The organism is Nostoc spongiaeforme FACHB-130, assembly GCF_014698475.1.
GTDB classification, from domain to species: domain Bacteria; phylum Cyanobacteriota; class Cyanobacteriia; order Cyanobacteriales; family Nostocaceae; genus Nostoc_B; species Nostoc_B spongiaeforme.
Genome location: NZ_JACJTB010000007.1, coordinates 130,662 through 145,495, shown reverse-complemented (window position 1 = coordinate 145,495; position 14,834 = coordinate 130,662). Strand labels below are relative to the sequence as shown.

14 protein-coding genes are annotated in these 14,834 nt (G+C 43.6%); 9 read left to right on the top strand and 5 right to left on the bottom strand.

From position 1 onward, the window contains the following. Positions 1-100 precede the first annotated feature (100 nt). Positions 101-445 (bottom strand): hypothetical protein, encoded by a 345-nt coding sequence (locus H6G74_RS08930; RefSeq protein WP_190967321.1) that lies wholly within the window; start codon positions 443-445, stop codon positions 101-103. Between the two features lie 469 nt (positions 446-914). Between H6G74_RS08930 and metH the strand changes: the two genes are divergently transcribed. From metH to lepB, 3 genes are all read left to right on the top strand, one after another. Then, complete coding sequence (metH, locus tag H6G74_RS08925; protein WP_190967320.1) at positions 915-4,445, top strand: methionine synthase; 3,531 nt, start codon at positions 915-917, stop codon at positions 4,443-4,445. A gap of 500 nt (positions 4,446-4,945) precedes the next feature. Beyond that, positions 4,946-5,365 carry a hypothetical protein gene (locus H6G74_RS08920; protein WP_190967319.1) on the top strand — a complete coding sequence of 140 codons (420 nt, stop codon included), beginning with the start codon at positions 4,946-4,948 and terminating at the stop codon, positions 5,363-5,365. Between the two features lie 134 nt (positions 5,366-5,499). Further along, positions 5,500-6,072 (top strand): signal peptidase I, encoded by a 573-nt coding sequence (gene lepB, locus H6G74_RS08915; protein ID WP_190967318.1) that lies wholly within the window; start codon positions 5,500-5,502, stop codon positions 6,070-6,072. An 82-nt stretch (positions 6,073-6,154) separates the two neighbouring features. Here the strand turns inward: lepB and panB are convergent, their stop codons facing one another. Beyond that, positions 6,155-6,925, bottom strand: coding sequence for a 3-methyl-2-oxobutanoate hydroxymethyltransferase (gene panB, locus H6G74_RS08910; protein WP_190967317.1), 771 nt, complete (start codon positions 6,923-6,925; stop codon positions 6,155-6,157). An 87-nt stretch (positions 6,926-7,012) separates the two neighbouring features. After that, entirely contained in the window at positions 7,013-8,116 is a 1,104-nt protein-coding gene (locus H6G74_RS08905; RefSeq protein WP_190967344.1) for a ligand-binding sensor domain-containing protein, read from the bottom strand. Between the two features lie 928 nt (positions 8,117-9,044). On the opposite strand from H6G74_RS08905, the gene H6G74_RS08900 reads away from it, so the two are divergent. From H6G74_RS08900 to H6G74_RS08890, 3 genes are all read left to right on the top strand, one after another. After that, positions 9,045-10,475: a form I ribulose bisphosphate carboxylase large subunit gene (locus H6G74_RS08900; RefSeq protein WP_062295463.1), complete on the top strand. Its 1,431-nt coding sequence runs from the start codon at positions 9,045-9,047 to the stop codon at positions 10,473-10,475. A gap of 92 nt (positions 10,476-10,567) precedes the next feature. Continuing rightward, entirely contained in the window at positions 10,568-10,975 is a 408-nt protein-coding gene (rcbX, locus tag H6G74_RS08895; protein WP_062295465.1) for a RuBisCO chaperone RbcX, read from the top strand. A gap of 45 nt (positions 10,976-11,020) precedes the next feature. Then, positions 11,021-11,350, top strand: a complete 330-nt coding sequence (locus tag H6G74_RS08890) for a ribulose bisphosphate carboxylase small subunit (protein WP_062295467.1) — start codon at positions 11,021-11,023, stop codon at positions 11,348-11,350. A 146-nt stretch (positions 11,351-11,496) separates the two neighbouring features. Here H6G74_RS08890 and H6G74_RS08885 read toward each other — a convergent pair whose 3' ends face one another. Next, complete coding sequence (locus H6G74_RS08885; RefSeq protein WP_190967316.1) at positions 11,497-12,438, bottom strand: DUF4351 domain-containing protein; 942 nt, start codon at positions 12,436-12,438, stop codon at positions 11,497-11,499. Here H6G74_RS08885 and H6G74_RS08880 point away from each other — a divergent pair. From H6G74_RS08880 to H6G74_RS08870, 3 genes are read left to right on the top strand one after another with little or no spacing between them, the layout of a single operon-like run. Then, entirely contained in the window at positions 12,421-12,615 is a 195-nt protein-coding gene (locus tag H6G74_RS08880) for a hypothetical protein (protein WP_190967315.1), read from the top strand. The two genes, H6G74_RS08885 and H6G74_RS08880, sit on opposite strands and share 18 nt — an antisense overlap. Before the next feature lie 41 nt (positions 12,616-12,656). After that, entirely contained in the window at positions 12,657-13,607 is a 951-nt protein-coding gene (locus H6G74_RS08875; RefSeq protein ID WP_190967314.1) for an RpoD/SigA family RNA polymerase sigma factor, read from the top strand. Positions 13,608-13,621: 14 nt separating this feature from the next. After that, positions 13,622-13,780 (top strand): hypothetical protein, encoded by a 159-nt coding sequence (locus H6G74_RS08870; protein WP_190967313.1) that lies wholly within the window; start codon positions 13,622-13,624, stop codon positions 13,778-13,780. 212 nt (positions 13,781-13,992) lie between these two features. Here the strand turns inward: H6G74_RS08870 and H6G74_RS08865 are convergent, their stop codons facing one another. Further along, positions 13,993-14,832: an acyl-CoA desaturase gene (locus H6G74_RS08865; RefSeq protein ID WP_190967312.1), complete on the bottom strand. Its 840-nt coding sequence runs from the start codon at positions 14,830-14,832 to the stop codon at positions 13,993-13,995. Between the last annotated feature and the right edge of the window lie 2 nt (positions 14,833-14,834).

Here is a 14,834-nt window from a genome sequence, read left to right as displayed (position 1 = left end):
ATAAATTTATCAACTTTGCCGATAAGACCCCAAGTGTAACGCAGTAGCACTTGAGGATGAAAGGCAGTAGTTCTTAAGACATCCCTTGAAGCAATGAGAGTTACTCTGGTTGATCAATTAACTTGAAGCCCCAAGGTTTTAAAGCGGCGATCGCAATTTCTCGATCTACACCTTCATACACCTCCCATTCATAGGGATGTTCTTTGGGGTGTCCTTCACCGACATTACCAGCAACCTTAATTACTGGAAAATGCGCCACGCGATCGCGTTCTAACCATTTCGGTACTACCAGCCGGACTTTATGACCGATAAACTTGGTCGTACTTTCATTTGCTACTGATTCCCGGATTAAACAGACATCACCAGCAGTTCCCCAAGTAGTTTGGTAGATGTAGAGAAAGGATATGTAAGTCGCTGGTTTGATGGGTCTTTTGATCGGTCGCATTATCTGTAATCCTTAAACAAGGCGTGAAAAATCATACAAGTGTTGTTGATTGCTTGCTACAGCTATTTTAATCTCGCAACCTCACCAACATAACGTTTATTGGATTTTCCTAACAACTGGGAATAAAGTCTTGTCATATATCCTTCATGATTCATCAGATCCCCGACTTCTAACATGGGATCTCAGCATTGGTATGTAAGTTGAGATTATGAGCGATCGCCCATTCTATCCCACAATTAGGGAAAATAATAAATTAAGTCGAGTATTACAATACTCACTTCATTCCAATATTCTCGGATCAAACTTCGAGCGTCCTAAAATAAGATCCCCCCGCCTACGGCGACCCCCTTCAAAAGGGGGTTAAAAAAATAATCCTCTGCTTTTAAAGAGGATAAATAGAACAATAGCCCCCCCTTTTTAAGGGTTGGGGGGATCTCCTCAACTGAAAAATCATTTCTTCTGGGAAAATATGACTCATCCTTTCCTTGAACGCCTGCGTAGTCCTGATAGCCCGGTGATTGTTTTTGACGGGGCGATGGGGACTAACTTGCAAACCCAAAACCTGACTGCTGAAGATTTCGGTGGCGCACAATATGAAGGTTGTAACGAATATTTAGTTCATTCAAAACCCGAAGCTGTCGCCAAAGTTCACCGTGACTTTCTCGCTGCGGGTGCGGATGTCATTGAAACCGATAGTTTTGGCAGTACCTCGATTGTACTGGCAGAGTATGACTTAGCAGACCAAGCTTACTACCTCAGCAAAACCGCAGCCGAACTCGCCAAGGGTGTGGCGGCGGAATTTTCCACACCTGAAAAACCCCGCTTCGTTGCAGGTTCCATCGGCCCGACAACCAAACTCCCTACCTTGGGACATATTGACTTTGACACCATGAAGGCTGCTTTTGCGGAACAAGCAGAAGCCCTAATGGATGGTGGAGTAGATTTATTATTGGTTGAGACTTGCCAAGATGTGCTGCAAATCAAAGCTGCGCTGAACGGGATAGAAGAAACCTTTGTGAAGAGAGGCGATCGCATCCCGTTGATGGTATCGGTGACAATGGAAAGCATGGGAACAATGTTGGTAGGTACAGAAATCAATGCTGTCCTGACCATTTTGGAACCATATAAAATCGATATTCTCGGTTTAAACTGCGCCACAGGGCCAGACTTGATGAAACCACACATCAAGTATTTGGCAGAACATTCGCCGTTTGTGGTTTCTTGTATTCCTAACGCGGGTTTACCGGAGAACGTTGGCGGTCAAGCACACTACCGCTTGACACCGCTAGAATTACGGATGGCTTTAATGCACTTTGTTGAAGATTTGGGTGTCCAAGTGATTGGGGGTTGCTGTGGGACACGTCCAGAACACATTCAACAACTAGCAGAAATCGCCAAAGAATTAAAGCCAAAAGTCAGACAGCCCAGCCTCGAACCTGCGGCGGCATCAATATATACAACTCAACCTTATACCCAAGACAATTCTTTCTTAATTGTCGGTGAACGTCTTAACGCCAGTGGTTCTAAAAAGTGCCGCGACTTACTCAACGCCGAAGACTGGGACGGACTGGTGTCAATGGCGCGGTCGCAAGTCAAAGAAGGCGCACACATCCTAGATGTCAACGTCGATTATGTGGGGCGTGACGGCGTGCGAGATATGCACGAACTCGTTTCGCGCATCGTGAATAATGTTACCTTACCCTTAATGCTCGACTCCACCGAATGGGAAAAAATGGAGGCGGGGTTAAAAGTTGCTGGTGGTAAATGTTTGCTAAACTCCACCAACTACGAAGACGGCGAACCGCGCTTTTTGAAGGTGCTGGAATTGGCGAAAAAGTACGGCGCGGGTGTAGTCATCGGTACGATTGATGAAGATGGGATGGCGCGGACTGCGGAGAAAAAATTCCAAATTGCTCAACGTGCCTACCGCCAAGCTGTAGAATACGGTATACCTGCTACAGAAATCTTCTTTGATACCTTAGCCCTACCAATTTCTACTGGGATTGAAGAAGACCGAGAAAACGGCAAAGCTACCATTGAATCTATTCGCCGCATTCGCCAAGAATTACCCGGATGTCATGTCATCTTGGGTGTATCTAATATTTCCTTTGGACTTTCCGCCGCCGCGCGTATCGTCCTCAACTCCATGTTTCTGCACGAAGCAATGGCGGCGGGAATGGATGCAGCAATTGTCAGCGCCAGCAAAATCTTACCATTGGCGAAGATTGAAGCCCGTCATCAAGAAGTTTGTCGCCAGTTGATTTACGACGAACGGAAATTTGAGGGCGATGTCTGCATTTACGATCCTCTAGGAGAGCTTACCACCTTATTTGCTGGAGTCAGTGCGAAACGGGAAAAAGGCGTTGATGAAACTCTCCCCATTGAAGAAATTCTCAAACGCCACATTATCGACGGCGAACGCATTGGGTTAGAAAAGCACCTAAGCAAAGCCTTAGAAACCTACAAACCACTGGAGATTATCAATACTTTCTTGCTAGATGGGATGAAAGTAGTCGGTGAGTTGTTCGGTTCAGGACAAATGCAGTTACCCTTCGTCTTACAGTCAGCCGAAACCATGAAAGCGGCGGTAGCTTACCTAGAACCGTTCATGGAAAAATCCGAGGCGGGGAATAATGCCAAAGGTAAGGTAATTATTGCCACAGTTAAAGGTGATGTCCACGACATTGGTAAAAACTTAGTAGATATCATTCTTTCTAACAACGGCTACAAAGTAATTAACCTGGGAATTAAGCAGCCAGTCGAAAACATTATCGAGGCTTACAATCAACACAAAGCTGATTGTATTGCCATGAGTGGCTTGCTGGTGAAATCCACCGCCTTCATGAAAGAAAACTTGGAAGTATTCAACGAAAAAGGAATTACTGTCCCAGTAATTTTAGGCGGCGCGGCGTTAACTCCCAAATTTGTGCATAATGATTGCCAAAACGCTTATAAAGGTAAAGTGGTTTATGGCAAAGATGCCTTCTCTGACTTGCATTTTATGGATAAATTAATGCCAGCCAAAGCTGCTGGTAACTGGGATGACTTGCAAGGATTTTTGGATGAAGTCAGTAATGAACCAGAAACTACTCAGCACTCAACACTCAACACTCAGCACTCCCCACTCCCCACTCCCCACTCCCCACTCCCTATTGATACAAGCCGTTCCGAAGCCGTCGCAGTAGACATAGAACGTCCCACACCGCCATTCTGGGGAAGCAAGTTATTACAACCTGCGGATATTCCTTTAGAGGAATTATTCTGGCATTTGGATTTGCAAGCTTTAATTGCGGGACAATGGCAATTCCGTAAGCCGAAGGAACAATCAAAGGAAGAATATCAGGCTTTCTTAGATGCAAAAGTTTACCCAATTTTAGAAAGTTGGAAGCAGCGCATTATTGAGGAGAATTTATTGCATCCTCAAGTCATTTACGGTTATTTTCCTTGTCAGGCTGAGGGGAATACGCTGTATGTCTATGAAACGAACAACCCGGATGCACAAGTCAAAGCCAGCTTTGAGTTTCCGAGACAAAAGTCTTTAAGACGGTTGTGCATTGCAGATTTCTTTGCGCCCAAGGAGTCGGGGATAATTGATGTCTTCCCGATGCAGGCGGTGACTGTGGGTGAAGTTGCGACAGAATACGCCCAAAAGCTGTTTGCAGATAATCAATACACCGATTATCTCTACTTCCACGGTTTAGCAGTGCAGATGGCGGAGGCTTTAGCGGAGTGGACACACGCCAGAATTCGTCAGGAGTTAGGTTTTACTGCTGAGGAACCTGATAACATTCGGGATATTTTAGCCCAACGCTATCGCGGTTCGCGCTATAGTTTTGGCTATCCAGCTTGTCCCAATATGCAAGACCAGTACAAGCAGTTAGAGTTGTTAGACACTGGCAGAATTAATCTGTATATGGATGAAAGTGAACAACTTTATCCTGAACAGTCTACAACGGCAATTATTACCTACCACCCAGTAGCGAAATATTTTAGTGCATAGGTAATTAAGGGTGTAAGGGTGTGAAGGTGTAGGTATTCAAAACTCTTATAACCCTTCACCCTTAAACCTTGAGTACTGACGCAAGAACTCTCTTAAACTCTTATAACTCAATACGGTTCAGTTAAGAGAATAGTAGGTTGGGTGTAGCGATAGCGTAACCCAACAAAGTATGCGTGAATGTTGGGTTCCGTTCCTCCACCCAACCTACACCAGTCTAAGTTGTTGCCTTAACTGAACTTTATTGTCTTATAACTTTGTGTCCTTTGCGTCCTTTGCGGTTCGTTTTTCCATAATTTTGCACCAGTCATAACCTTTTTTCTCTTACATCTGTATTCTGCGGATGAGTAGAATCTGGGGTTGTAGTATTTAATATGGCGTGCTAAAAGTGTTTAGTTGCATTCTGAATCGGAAGTCACAGCAGTGTCTCTTAAATGTTAATGCTGCACTAACAGTACCTCAAAATTCAATTGAATGCTCTGTAAGGAAACATGGTCAAACCGATGTCTGAAAAGCTTGAAGAACAATCAAAACCTGAAAAACCTGAAAGATCAGAAAGATACGAAAGGTCAGAAAGATCAGAACGATATGAAAGATCAGAACGATACGAAAGATCCGACAGATACGACAGCTCAGAAAACTCAGAAAAACCAGAAAAATTTTATCCCACACAACACCTAAAAGTCTATCAAACGAGTGATGCCGGACAGTTAATAATTTGTGAATGTCGTCATTGTTCGACTCCATTATCTATTGATGTGATTTTTCTCACACCACAAAATTCTAAACCAAAACCAAAAAATAAACCTGATACTCAACAAGATGATGTGATGAAATGTCCTAATTGTGGACGTGTCCCTATATTTTTAGAAGGCTGTGCTGTTCAGTCAATTGCCCAACTACCTTCTTCACCGTGGCAATAGTTTTTCTACCCATCATTAGCCATCATTGAATTTGTTTGAGGAGATGAGGTAGTTGTGATGGGTATTCTTGTTTATTTGGTAAATAATATAGCAGAAGGCATTTATTCCACTGTTTGCACTGGCTAAAAAATTCTATGATTCCCCAGGAAACTGATACAAAAGCAGCTAATACCTCATCAAAAACATGGCGTGGTTGGCGAGAAAATTTAACTTTAGTCGCGATCGCTTTATTATTGGCAGTATTAATCAGAACTTTTGTGGCGGAACCTCGCTACATCCCTTCTGATTCTATGGTGCCAACTTTACATGAAGGCGATCGCTTGGTGGTAGAAAAAATTTCATACCATTTTCAACCGCCCGCCACTGGGGATATCGTAGTTTTTCAAGCCCCCGAAGAATTACAAAAACGCGGCTATCCCAAAGACCAAGCTTTTATTAAACGGGTAATTGGCACACCTGGAGAAATTATTAAAGTCGCTGGTGGTAAAGTTTATCTCAACGGTCAAGCTTTGCCAGAAGATTACATCGCTGAACCAGCAAATCAGCCATTCCCGCCAGTGCAAGTTCCACCAGATGAGTTGTTTGTCATGGGCGACAACCGCAACGACAGTAATGACTCCCGTTATTGGGGCTTTCTCCCCAGACAAAATATCATCGGTCGCGCTGTATTTCGCTTTTGGCCTTTACACCGCATTGGTTTTATTTAACAGTTATCAGTTAAATTTTGGGTATGAGTCCTTCACCATACACTCATGATTTCTGTTCACTGTTCACTGTTCACTGGTTTAATTACGGAAACTTTCTCTCCCGCACCTCGACAGCGTAATTCTGTACAGCTTGAGTAATCGTTTCCCGCAGGTTGGTGTAGGTTTTGGCAAATGGTGGTTGCTTGGCGGAAAGACCAAGAACATCTGAAGTAACTAACACTTGACCATCGCAATAGGAACCAGCACCAATCCCAATTGTGGGAATGCTGAGTTTTTCTGTGATTTGCCTTGCCAAATCTGCGGGAATATGCTCTAACACGATGGAGAAGACACCCGCTTGTTCTAAGGCGATCGCTTCATTTAAAATTCTCTCTGCTTGTTCTTCCGTTTTTCCCTGTTGGCGCAAACCCAGTTGATGAACTGATTGCGGTGTCAACCCCACATGACCCATCACCGGGATTCCCGCTTGGACTAAACGCCCAATTGTTTCTACCATCGCGGGATAGCCACCTTCTAGCTTGACTGCTTGCGCCCCAGTTTCTTTTAAAACTCTGCCGGCTGAGTGCATAGCTTGAGCAATACTTTCTTGATAAGTCAAGAATGGCAAATCAACCACCACTAAAGCGCGTTTGACACCCCGACGCACTGCTTTAGCATGAAATAGCATTTCCTCTAGGGTAATGGGGAGTGTAGTTTCATAACCTAACACCACCGCCATCGAGTCTCCGACCAAAATTAAGTCTACACCAGCCGCGTCGATCAGTTGGGCGATCGCATAATCCCAAGCAGTTAAAGCTGCGATAATACGTCCCTGTTGTTTCCATTGAATTAATTGCTGGGTAGTAACTGGCATTTTTGACTGGGGAGTAGGGAGTAGGGAGTAGGGAGTAGGGAGAGGAAACAAGGAATTACTATTCCCCATTCCCAACTCACCACTCCCTCATTTCACTGCACGACTGAAAGCAAGATGGGGTTTTGCACCACCCATTTTGGGCATTAACCAAGCTAAACCTTCACTAGTGCCGATCCATAATTTATTACTAATATCTGGTATAAGCGCAAGCACTCGACTAGAAGGAAGACCCGCAACTTGATCTAAAAGTGCGCCTGTATGTGGATTTAATCGTAACAAACCATTATTCGTCCCTACCCAAACACTACCATCTTGGGCAAATTTTATTGCTGTGACATTCTTTCCCCGCAATGGAGTCACCGATCGCAACACTTTATCAGTTTTTGGGTCAATTACTAGCAAATTATTAGCCATTCCCGCCCAAATTAACCCTTCTGGACTAATAGCTAAGGTTTGCACTGTTGTACCGGGTAAACCGTCAATTCGCTTCATAATATAAGCGTTGGTAGTGTTTACCCTAACCAAACCATCCAAAGTCCCCACCCACAGTTGACCTTCTGCATCTAAAGTTAAGGTGTTGGCACTGACTCCAGGTAAATTTTTCACTGTCGTCATAATTAAGCCTTGGTCGGGACTAATTAAAGCTAAACCGCTATCAGTTCCCACCCACAAGTAACCGCGCTTGTCAACTAACATCGACAACACCCGCTTGGAAGGTAAAAACAAATTCTGCGCTGTAATTTCATTCGTCCGGGGGTCAACTCGCATCAGTCCTTCATAAGTTCCCACCCATAAACGCCCCACTTTGTCTTGAGCTAAAGCACCGATCGCCACATTCGGTAAATTTACCCGCGCTAATATCTTACCTGTCTTGGGGTCAATCCGCGATAATCCCCGCCAATAACCCACCCACAAATTTCCTTTAAAGTCTTTCAGCAAGTTACTGACACGGTAATCTGTTTCTATTGACCTTTCCTCCAGATTTCTCTCGTCTGGTAAAGGTTTGACTTGTGGCGGTGGTGCGGAAGCTGGGTAAGAAGGAGTCACATCCGACGATCGCTGAACATCTGGAGTCAGAGTTGATGGATTTTCACTATTGGTTTGCGCCTTGGCTGGATTTGTCATCATTACCAGGCCAATGTTTGGCAAAGTCATCAACCCCAGCAAAATCGAAGTCGTCAAAAAACTCATACGCTTGCGAAACAATACCACGGTGACATTTCCTCAAAAGACAGTAAGTTTAGCCATTGCCTAAACTGGCTGGCGGTTAAACTCAGTATTCCCTTTGTTGATATTGTTTAAATCGTCTTCAAGTATTTTTCCCAGAAATTACTGAGTTATTAGTCATTTGTTACTTGTAACTGTCCCTCTCCCCACCTTGGGTCTGAGTCCCCCGCCTACAAGCAGTAGGTCTTGACGGAGGCTTAAATCAAGAGTCACAGACCGTTAAGAAACCTTCCCTATTCCCTCCCCAAATCTATTGTTCACATTTCCATACAGTTAGAAGCTACATTTGTAAATTAGTTTTAACAAAATGTTTAAATCTTTATGTAATAACAAATTTAAATATATAAGTTAAAAATTTTCAAAGAATAACTTATGCAATTTATTGATATATTGTGAGACAAGTTACAAATTACGTTGTGTGCAATTTTGTCTTTCGCTGACTACTCGACTAAATCAGCATCCCGCAAAGTCTCTTCTGGTTTGCTTTCTACAAATTGGAAACACAGCAGGAGTGCGGGTGCGGAAATGTAAGCGAGAACGCGCATTTCCTTAATTAAACGGATGTAAACGAGAATAACCTCATACTTTCTGCAAAGTAGAGAGTTTTTACGGAGGCTACAAAGATTTAGCGAGTCAAGAAGAATAGATAAAAGAAATTTTTTCATACGACAAGGGCGCAAGCGCCAGGATATGCACTCCTGAGCGTGAACAGCACTGGTGAGAAACCAAGTGTTAATTAAAGAAAAACTGCTACCCTTCGGCGAAGACGACCTCTAACAACAAAATTGTGCCTAACTTTCTCCTCTAGTGATGAGGGTGAAAAAATGGTGAGAGGAAGTTGCACAAAACGTGATTTGATAAGTAAAAAGAGTGACATCTTGGAAGGATAGATATGTCTTACGCTCAAACGAAGACTCAGTCAAAAGCTGGGTATAAAGCCGGGGTTCAAGATTACAGACTAACTTATTACACACCTGATTACACACCTAAAGATACGGATCTTCTGGCGGCGTTTCGTGTTACACCCCAGCCTGGAGTTCCCTTTGAAGAAGCAGCTGCGGCTGTAGCGGCTGAGTCTTCTACTGGTACTTGGACAACCGTATGGACAGACTTATTAACCGATCTAGATCGTTACAAAGGTCGTTGCTACGATATCGAACCAGTTCCTGGCGAAGACAACCAGTTTATTGCCTACATTGCCTATCCTCTGGATCTCTTTGAAGAAGGCTCCATCACCAACGTTTTAACCTCTATTGTAGGTAACGTATTTGGTTTTAAAGCGTTGCGGGCATTGCGTTTGGAAGACATTCGCTTCCCTGTAGCTTACATCAAGACCTTCCAAGGCCCTCCCCACGGTATCCAAGTTGAGCGCGACAAGTTAAACAAATACGGTCGTCCTCTGTTGGGATGTACAATCAAACCCAAATTAGGTTTGTCTGCTAAGAACTACGGTCGTGCAGTATACGAGTGTTTGCGCGGCGGTTTGGACTTTACAAAAGACGACGAAAACATCAACTCTGCACCATTCCAAAGATGGCGCGATCGCTTCTTGTTCGTAGCTGATGCTATCCACAAGTCTCAAGCTGAAACAGGCGAAATCAAAGGTCACTACCTCAACGTTACCGCGCCTACCTGCGAAGAAATGTTGAAGCGGGCTGAGTACGCTAAAGAACTCAATATGCCCATCATCATGCACGACTACCTCACAGCAGGTTTCACAGCTAACACCACCTTGGCGCGTTGGTGTCGTGACAACGGTTTATTGCTGCACATCCACCGCGCGATGCACGCTGTAATCGACCGTCAAAAGAACCACGGTATTCACTTCCGTGTATTAGCTAAAGCCCTACGTTTATCTGGTGGTGATCACATCCACACCGGTACTGTGGTAGGTAAATTAGAAGGTGAACGTGGTATCACAATGGGCTTCGTTGACCTGTTGCGGGAAAACTACGTTGAGCAAGACAAGTCTCGCGGTATCTACTTTACCCAAGATTGGGCTTCTCTGCCTGGTGTTATGGCAGTTGCTTCTGGTGGTATCCACGTATGGCACATGCCCGCGTTGGTAGAAATCTTTGGTGATGACTCCGTACTACAATTTGGTGGTGGTACACTCGGACACCCCTGGGGTAATGCTCCTGGTGCAACCGCTAACCGTGTAGCTTTGGAAGCGTGTATCCAAGCTCGTAACGAAGGCCGCAACTTGGCGCGTGAAGGTAACGATGTTATTCGTGAAGCTGCTAAGTGGTCTCCTGAACTAGCTGCTGCTTGCGAACTGTGGAAAGAAATCAAGTTCGAGTTTGAGGCAATGGATACCGTCTGATCATCAAGTAAAAGGTAAAAAGTTAAAAGGTAAAAGAAAATCTTTTTACTTATTACTTTTTACTTTTAACTTAAATTTGGGCTGGGTCAAGCATGAATCTCAAGCAAATTGCGAAAGATACAGCCAAAACTCTCCAAAGCTACCTAACATATCAGGCGCTAAGGATTGTACTGGCACAGCTAGGCGAAACGAATCCACCGTTAGCTGTTTGGCTGCATAACTTTTCTGCCGGAAAAGTTCAGGATGGAGAAGCTTATATTGAACAACTTTTCCAACACAAACCTGACTTAGCACAGCGAATTATGACAGTTAGAGAACATATAGCCGAAGAAGTGGCAGAGTTCTTACCAGAAATGGTTCGCACTGGTATTAAGCAAGCCAATATGGAACAGCGTCGCCAACACTTAGAACGCATCACGCAGCTGAGTTTAACTAACCCCAGTCCTGAATCAGAACAACAGCAATTTTCCGATCCTGACTGGGATAACTTAGCCAGTTAGGAAACATCCAAGTCGTCACTCAATAGCAAACCTTTATTATTAGCTATGCAAACCCTACCAAAAGAGCGCCGCTACGAAACCCTGTCTTATCTTCCCCCTCTGAGCGATGCTCAAATTGAAAAGCAAATTCAGTACATTCTGAATCAAGGTTACATCCCAGCGATCGAGTTCAACGAAACTTCTGAACCCACCGAATTCTACTGGACAATGTGGAAGTTGCCTTTGTTCGGTGCTAAATCCACCCGCGAAGTATTAGGCGAAGTTCAAGCTTGCCGTTCTCAATATCCCACCCACTACATCCGTGTTGTAGGTTTTGATAACATCAAGCAGTGCCAAATCCTCAGCTTCATTGTTCACAAACCCAACAGATATTGAAAAAGTTACAGGTAAGGGATAACAGTCCTGATACCTGAGTTAACTAAATTTAAATAAGAGAGGTGAAACAACAGCCTCTCTTTTTTTGTTATAAAATTTTGTTTATTATTGAGTGCGATCGCTCCAACTTAATCAAAATTAATAATTTATTGGATTGTATCTTGTTGTTGGCTTAACCAAGCTTCTAAATCTGCCACTATGGCAAAATCTAACAATGCTTCTCCCAGAGATTCTAATTGTTCGATAGATAATCCTTGAATCTGCTCGATTAAAGATATATCGATTTCTCCTAAACGCCGATTTAACAGCCGCAGAATTAGCTGTTGTTCTCCTTGTTGTACACCTTGCTGTAAGCCTTGCTCTAAACCTTCCTGTAAACCTTCTTGTCTAGCGCGTTCTCTGTCTTCCTGATACAGTGGTGCTAATCTCATCACTAACTCCCGATCATCTGTTTCGATATTTTGATTGATTCGCAAATTTTGTTGCAGGCTATAAAGTAATTCTAGCGTCACTCTTTTGAATGGGTAAGTGGTTGGGAGTGTGACTAATTCATCAATCGCTTGCTGCTGTACCTTACCACGTCCTAGTATTCTCAGCCATAGTGTTTCGGGAGTTGATGGTAACTGATGAATTGCAACTATGGCTGTGCGAAAATACTTGGGTAAAAAGTATATTCCATCTCCCCAATCTGATTTTAGTTGCCCACCATAGCCAGAAATGATATTTTTGGAGGCGGTGGGTGTGAGTATCCACAATTGGGGAATTTCTGTGTCTGGTATTTTACTTTTGTTGCGCTTTGCTTCTCGTTGAATTGCGCTCTTGATTTCTAATAATTTAGAGATACAATCGCCTATTTCGTCTATTGATGCGGGGTTGCGAAATGGTTCAAAGATGGCTGGTGTTGTGGCCATTCTGCCTAATATTCCCAATGTGGCTAGATTAGCTGTTTGGTTGGTAATTGGTGTGAATAATACGTCTATTTCTTTGACTTCGGCTGCGACTCGACTTGGTGCTTGGACTGTTCCGAATGGTTTGAGGAGTTCTTCTAGGTAGTCTTTGGAAAATTGGTCATGGATGAATCTTGTCATTCATTTGACATCAGCAATGATGATTTATGCTATTTTACCAAAGCGATCGCTACCAAATCAGTAGATCCGGTGGGCGATCGCACGAATAACTCGACTTATTTCAAAATAGCGATCGCAGCACAAAATGGCTCGTGCGAATTGGCATTTTTTCTGAGCCTATTTGATTTATACTTTTAGATTCGTCTGAAATTATCAAATAAGCACAGTTTGAAAGTTGTATGTCCAGCCTAAGTCCTGACATGGTACGCATTTATTTACGAGAGATTGGCCAGTTTCCTCTACTCACCTCAGACCAAGAAATCACTTATGGCAGGCAAGTACAGCAAATGATTGCCATTGAGGAGCAGAAACAAAAGCTGAGTGAACAATTAGATAGGGAACCTACATTAGCAGAATTAGCTAATTTTGTCAATAAAAACGAATCTGAAATCACTCAAATCCTCCAGATTGGTCAACGAGCAAAGCAAAAAATGGTGACAGCAAACCTCCGACTGGTGGTTTCTATCGCCAAAAAATATCAGCGTCGCAACCTAGAGTTATTGGATTTGATTCAAGAAGGTGCAATTGGTTTGCAACGAGGGATAGAAAAATTCGACCCCAATCGTGGTTATAAGTTGTCAACCTACGCCTACTGGTGGATTAGCCAAGCTATCACCAGAGCGATCGCTGAAAAATCCCGCACTGTTAGGCTACCGATTCACGTTAACGAAAAACTCAATCAAATCAAGAAAGTCCAGCGAGAACTGTTTCAAACTCTCGGTCGTCGTCCTTCGGTGGCAGAAATTGGTCAAAAATTGGACATCGAACCCAGCCAAATTCGAGAATATCTCAGTGCTGCTAGTTCGACAATTTCTTTAGATTTAAAAGTTGGCGATAACCAAGACACAGAACTCAGTGAACTTTTAAGTGATGATGGTGTCTCCCCCAACGACCAAATTACCCAAGAAATGCTGCGTCAAGACCTGGATAACTGGTTATCTTCACTGAAACCTGTACAACGTGAAGTATTAATTTTGCGTTTTGGACTGCTAGATAATCAAGAACGGAGTTTGGCACAGATTGGCGAAAAGCTCAATGTCAGCCGCGAACGTGTTCGTCAAATTCAGCAGCAAGCCATGAATGTTCTGCGTCGTCAACAACCAGAAATGGGGCAATATCTATCTTCTTGATCGAATGCTGAGTTTTGAGTGCTGAGGAGCCACTGCGTTGGGGAGACAGCGCCGTGGGCGGGTTTCCCGACTTGAGGCGACTGTCATCGGCTTTGCCGACTCCCTCAGTGGCGTTGCTGAGTGAGAAAAAGGATACTCAGTTTTTGAGAATGTTACCCATTTTGGCTTTATAAGGTTCAGTTAAGACTCAAAACCAATTTTGGCTTAGTAACTATCTTGAAAATCAAGAAAACAAAATGGTAGGGGTGGCCGTTCACCCCTACCATTTTGTACTAATAACAACTCTAAATAAGCCAGTGCAATAAAACCAAGCTATGCGAGGAAAAGTAAATAAGGCTCAAACTCTTTCTCCCCCTGCTCCCTGCCTTATCCCCACAATAATTATTTACACTGACCTACTTAATTTCGGTGGCAAGTTGACATCTTGTGCCAGACGCAGGTTTTTCAATAATTTAATTGCCCACCAAGTCATATCAATTTCCCACCAGCGCCAACCACACCTCGCTACATGAGGATAGGCATGGTGATTGTTGTGCCATCCCTCGCCATAGGTGAGAATCGCCGCCCACCAGAGATTACGCGAATTATCATTACACTCAAATGTGCGATATCCCCACATGTGGGTTACTGAGTTAATAAACCAAGTTGTGTGCCACAAAATTACACATCTCAAAAACACACCATAGATGACAAATGACCAACCGCCAAGGGCATATAACAACAAAGCAACGGGAATTTGTAATAGTAAAAAGTAGCGATTTAGCCAACGGTAAAAGGCATCTCGCGCTAAATCAGGTGTATATCTTTGGTAGCAGTCATAATCAAAGAATTCCTTGTTGGGGTAGAAAATCCATAAAACATGACTCCACCAAAAACCCCTGCGGGCAGAGTAGGGATCTTTGTATTCATCTTCTGTGTGAGCATGATGTAAACGATGTCCTGCTACCCAGAATATTGGCCCGCCTTGCAAAGATAGCGCCCCCAAAATTGCGATCGCATATTCCAACCACTTAGGCACACGCAAGCTACGATGGCTCAACATTCTGTGATATCCCAGGCAAACTCCAATACTGCCAAATAGCCAATGCAGCAATAACATCACACCCAACGCTGACCAAGAAAAAAACCACGGTGCTAACAATGCCAGGGCATGAATTATCGCAAAAAATGCGACAGTTAGCCAATCAAGACGTAATGATTGGGGATTATCTGACCAATTTCTCATGG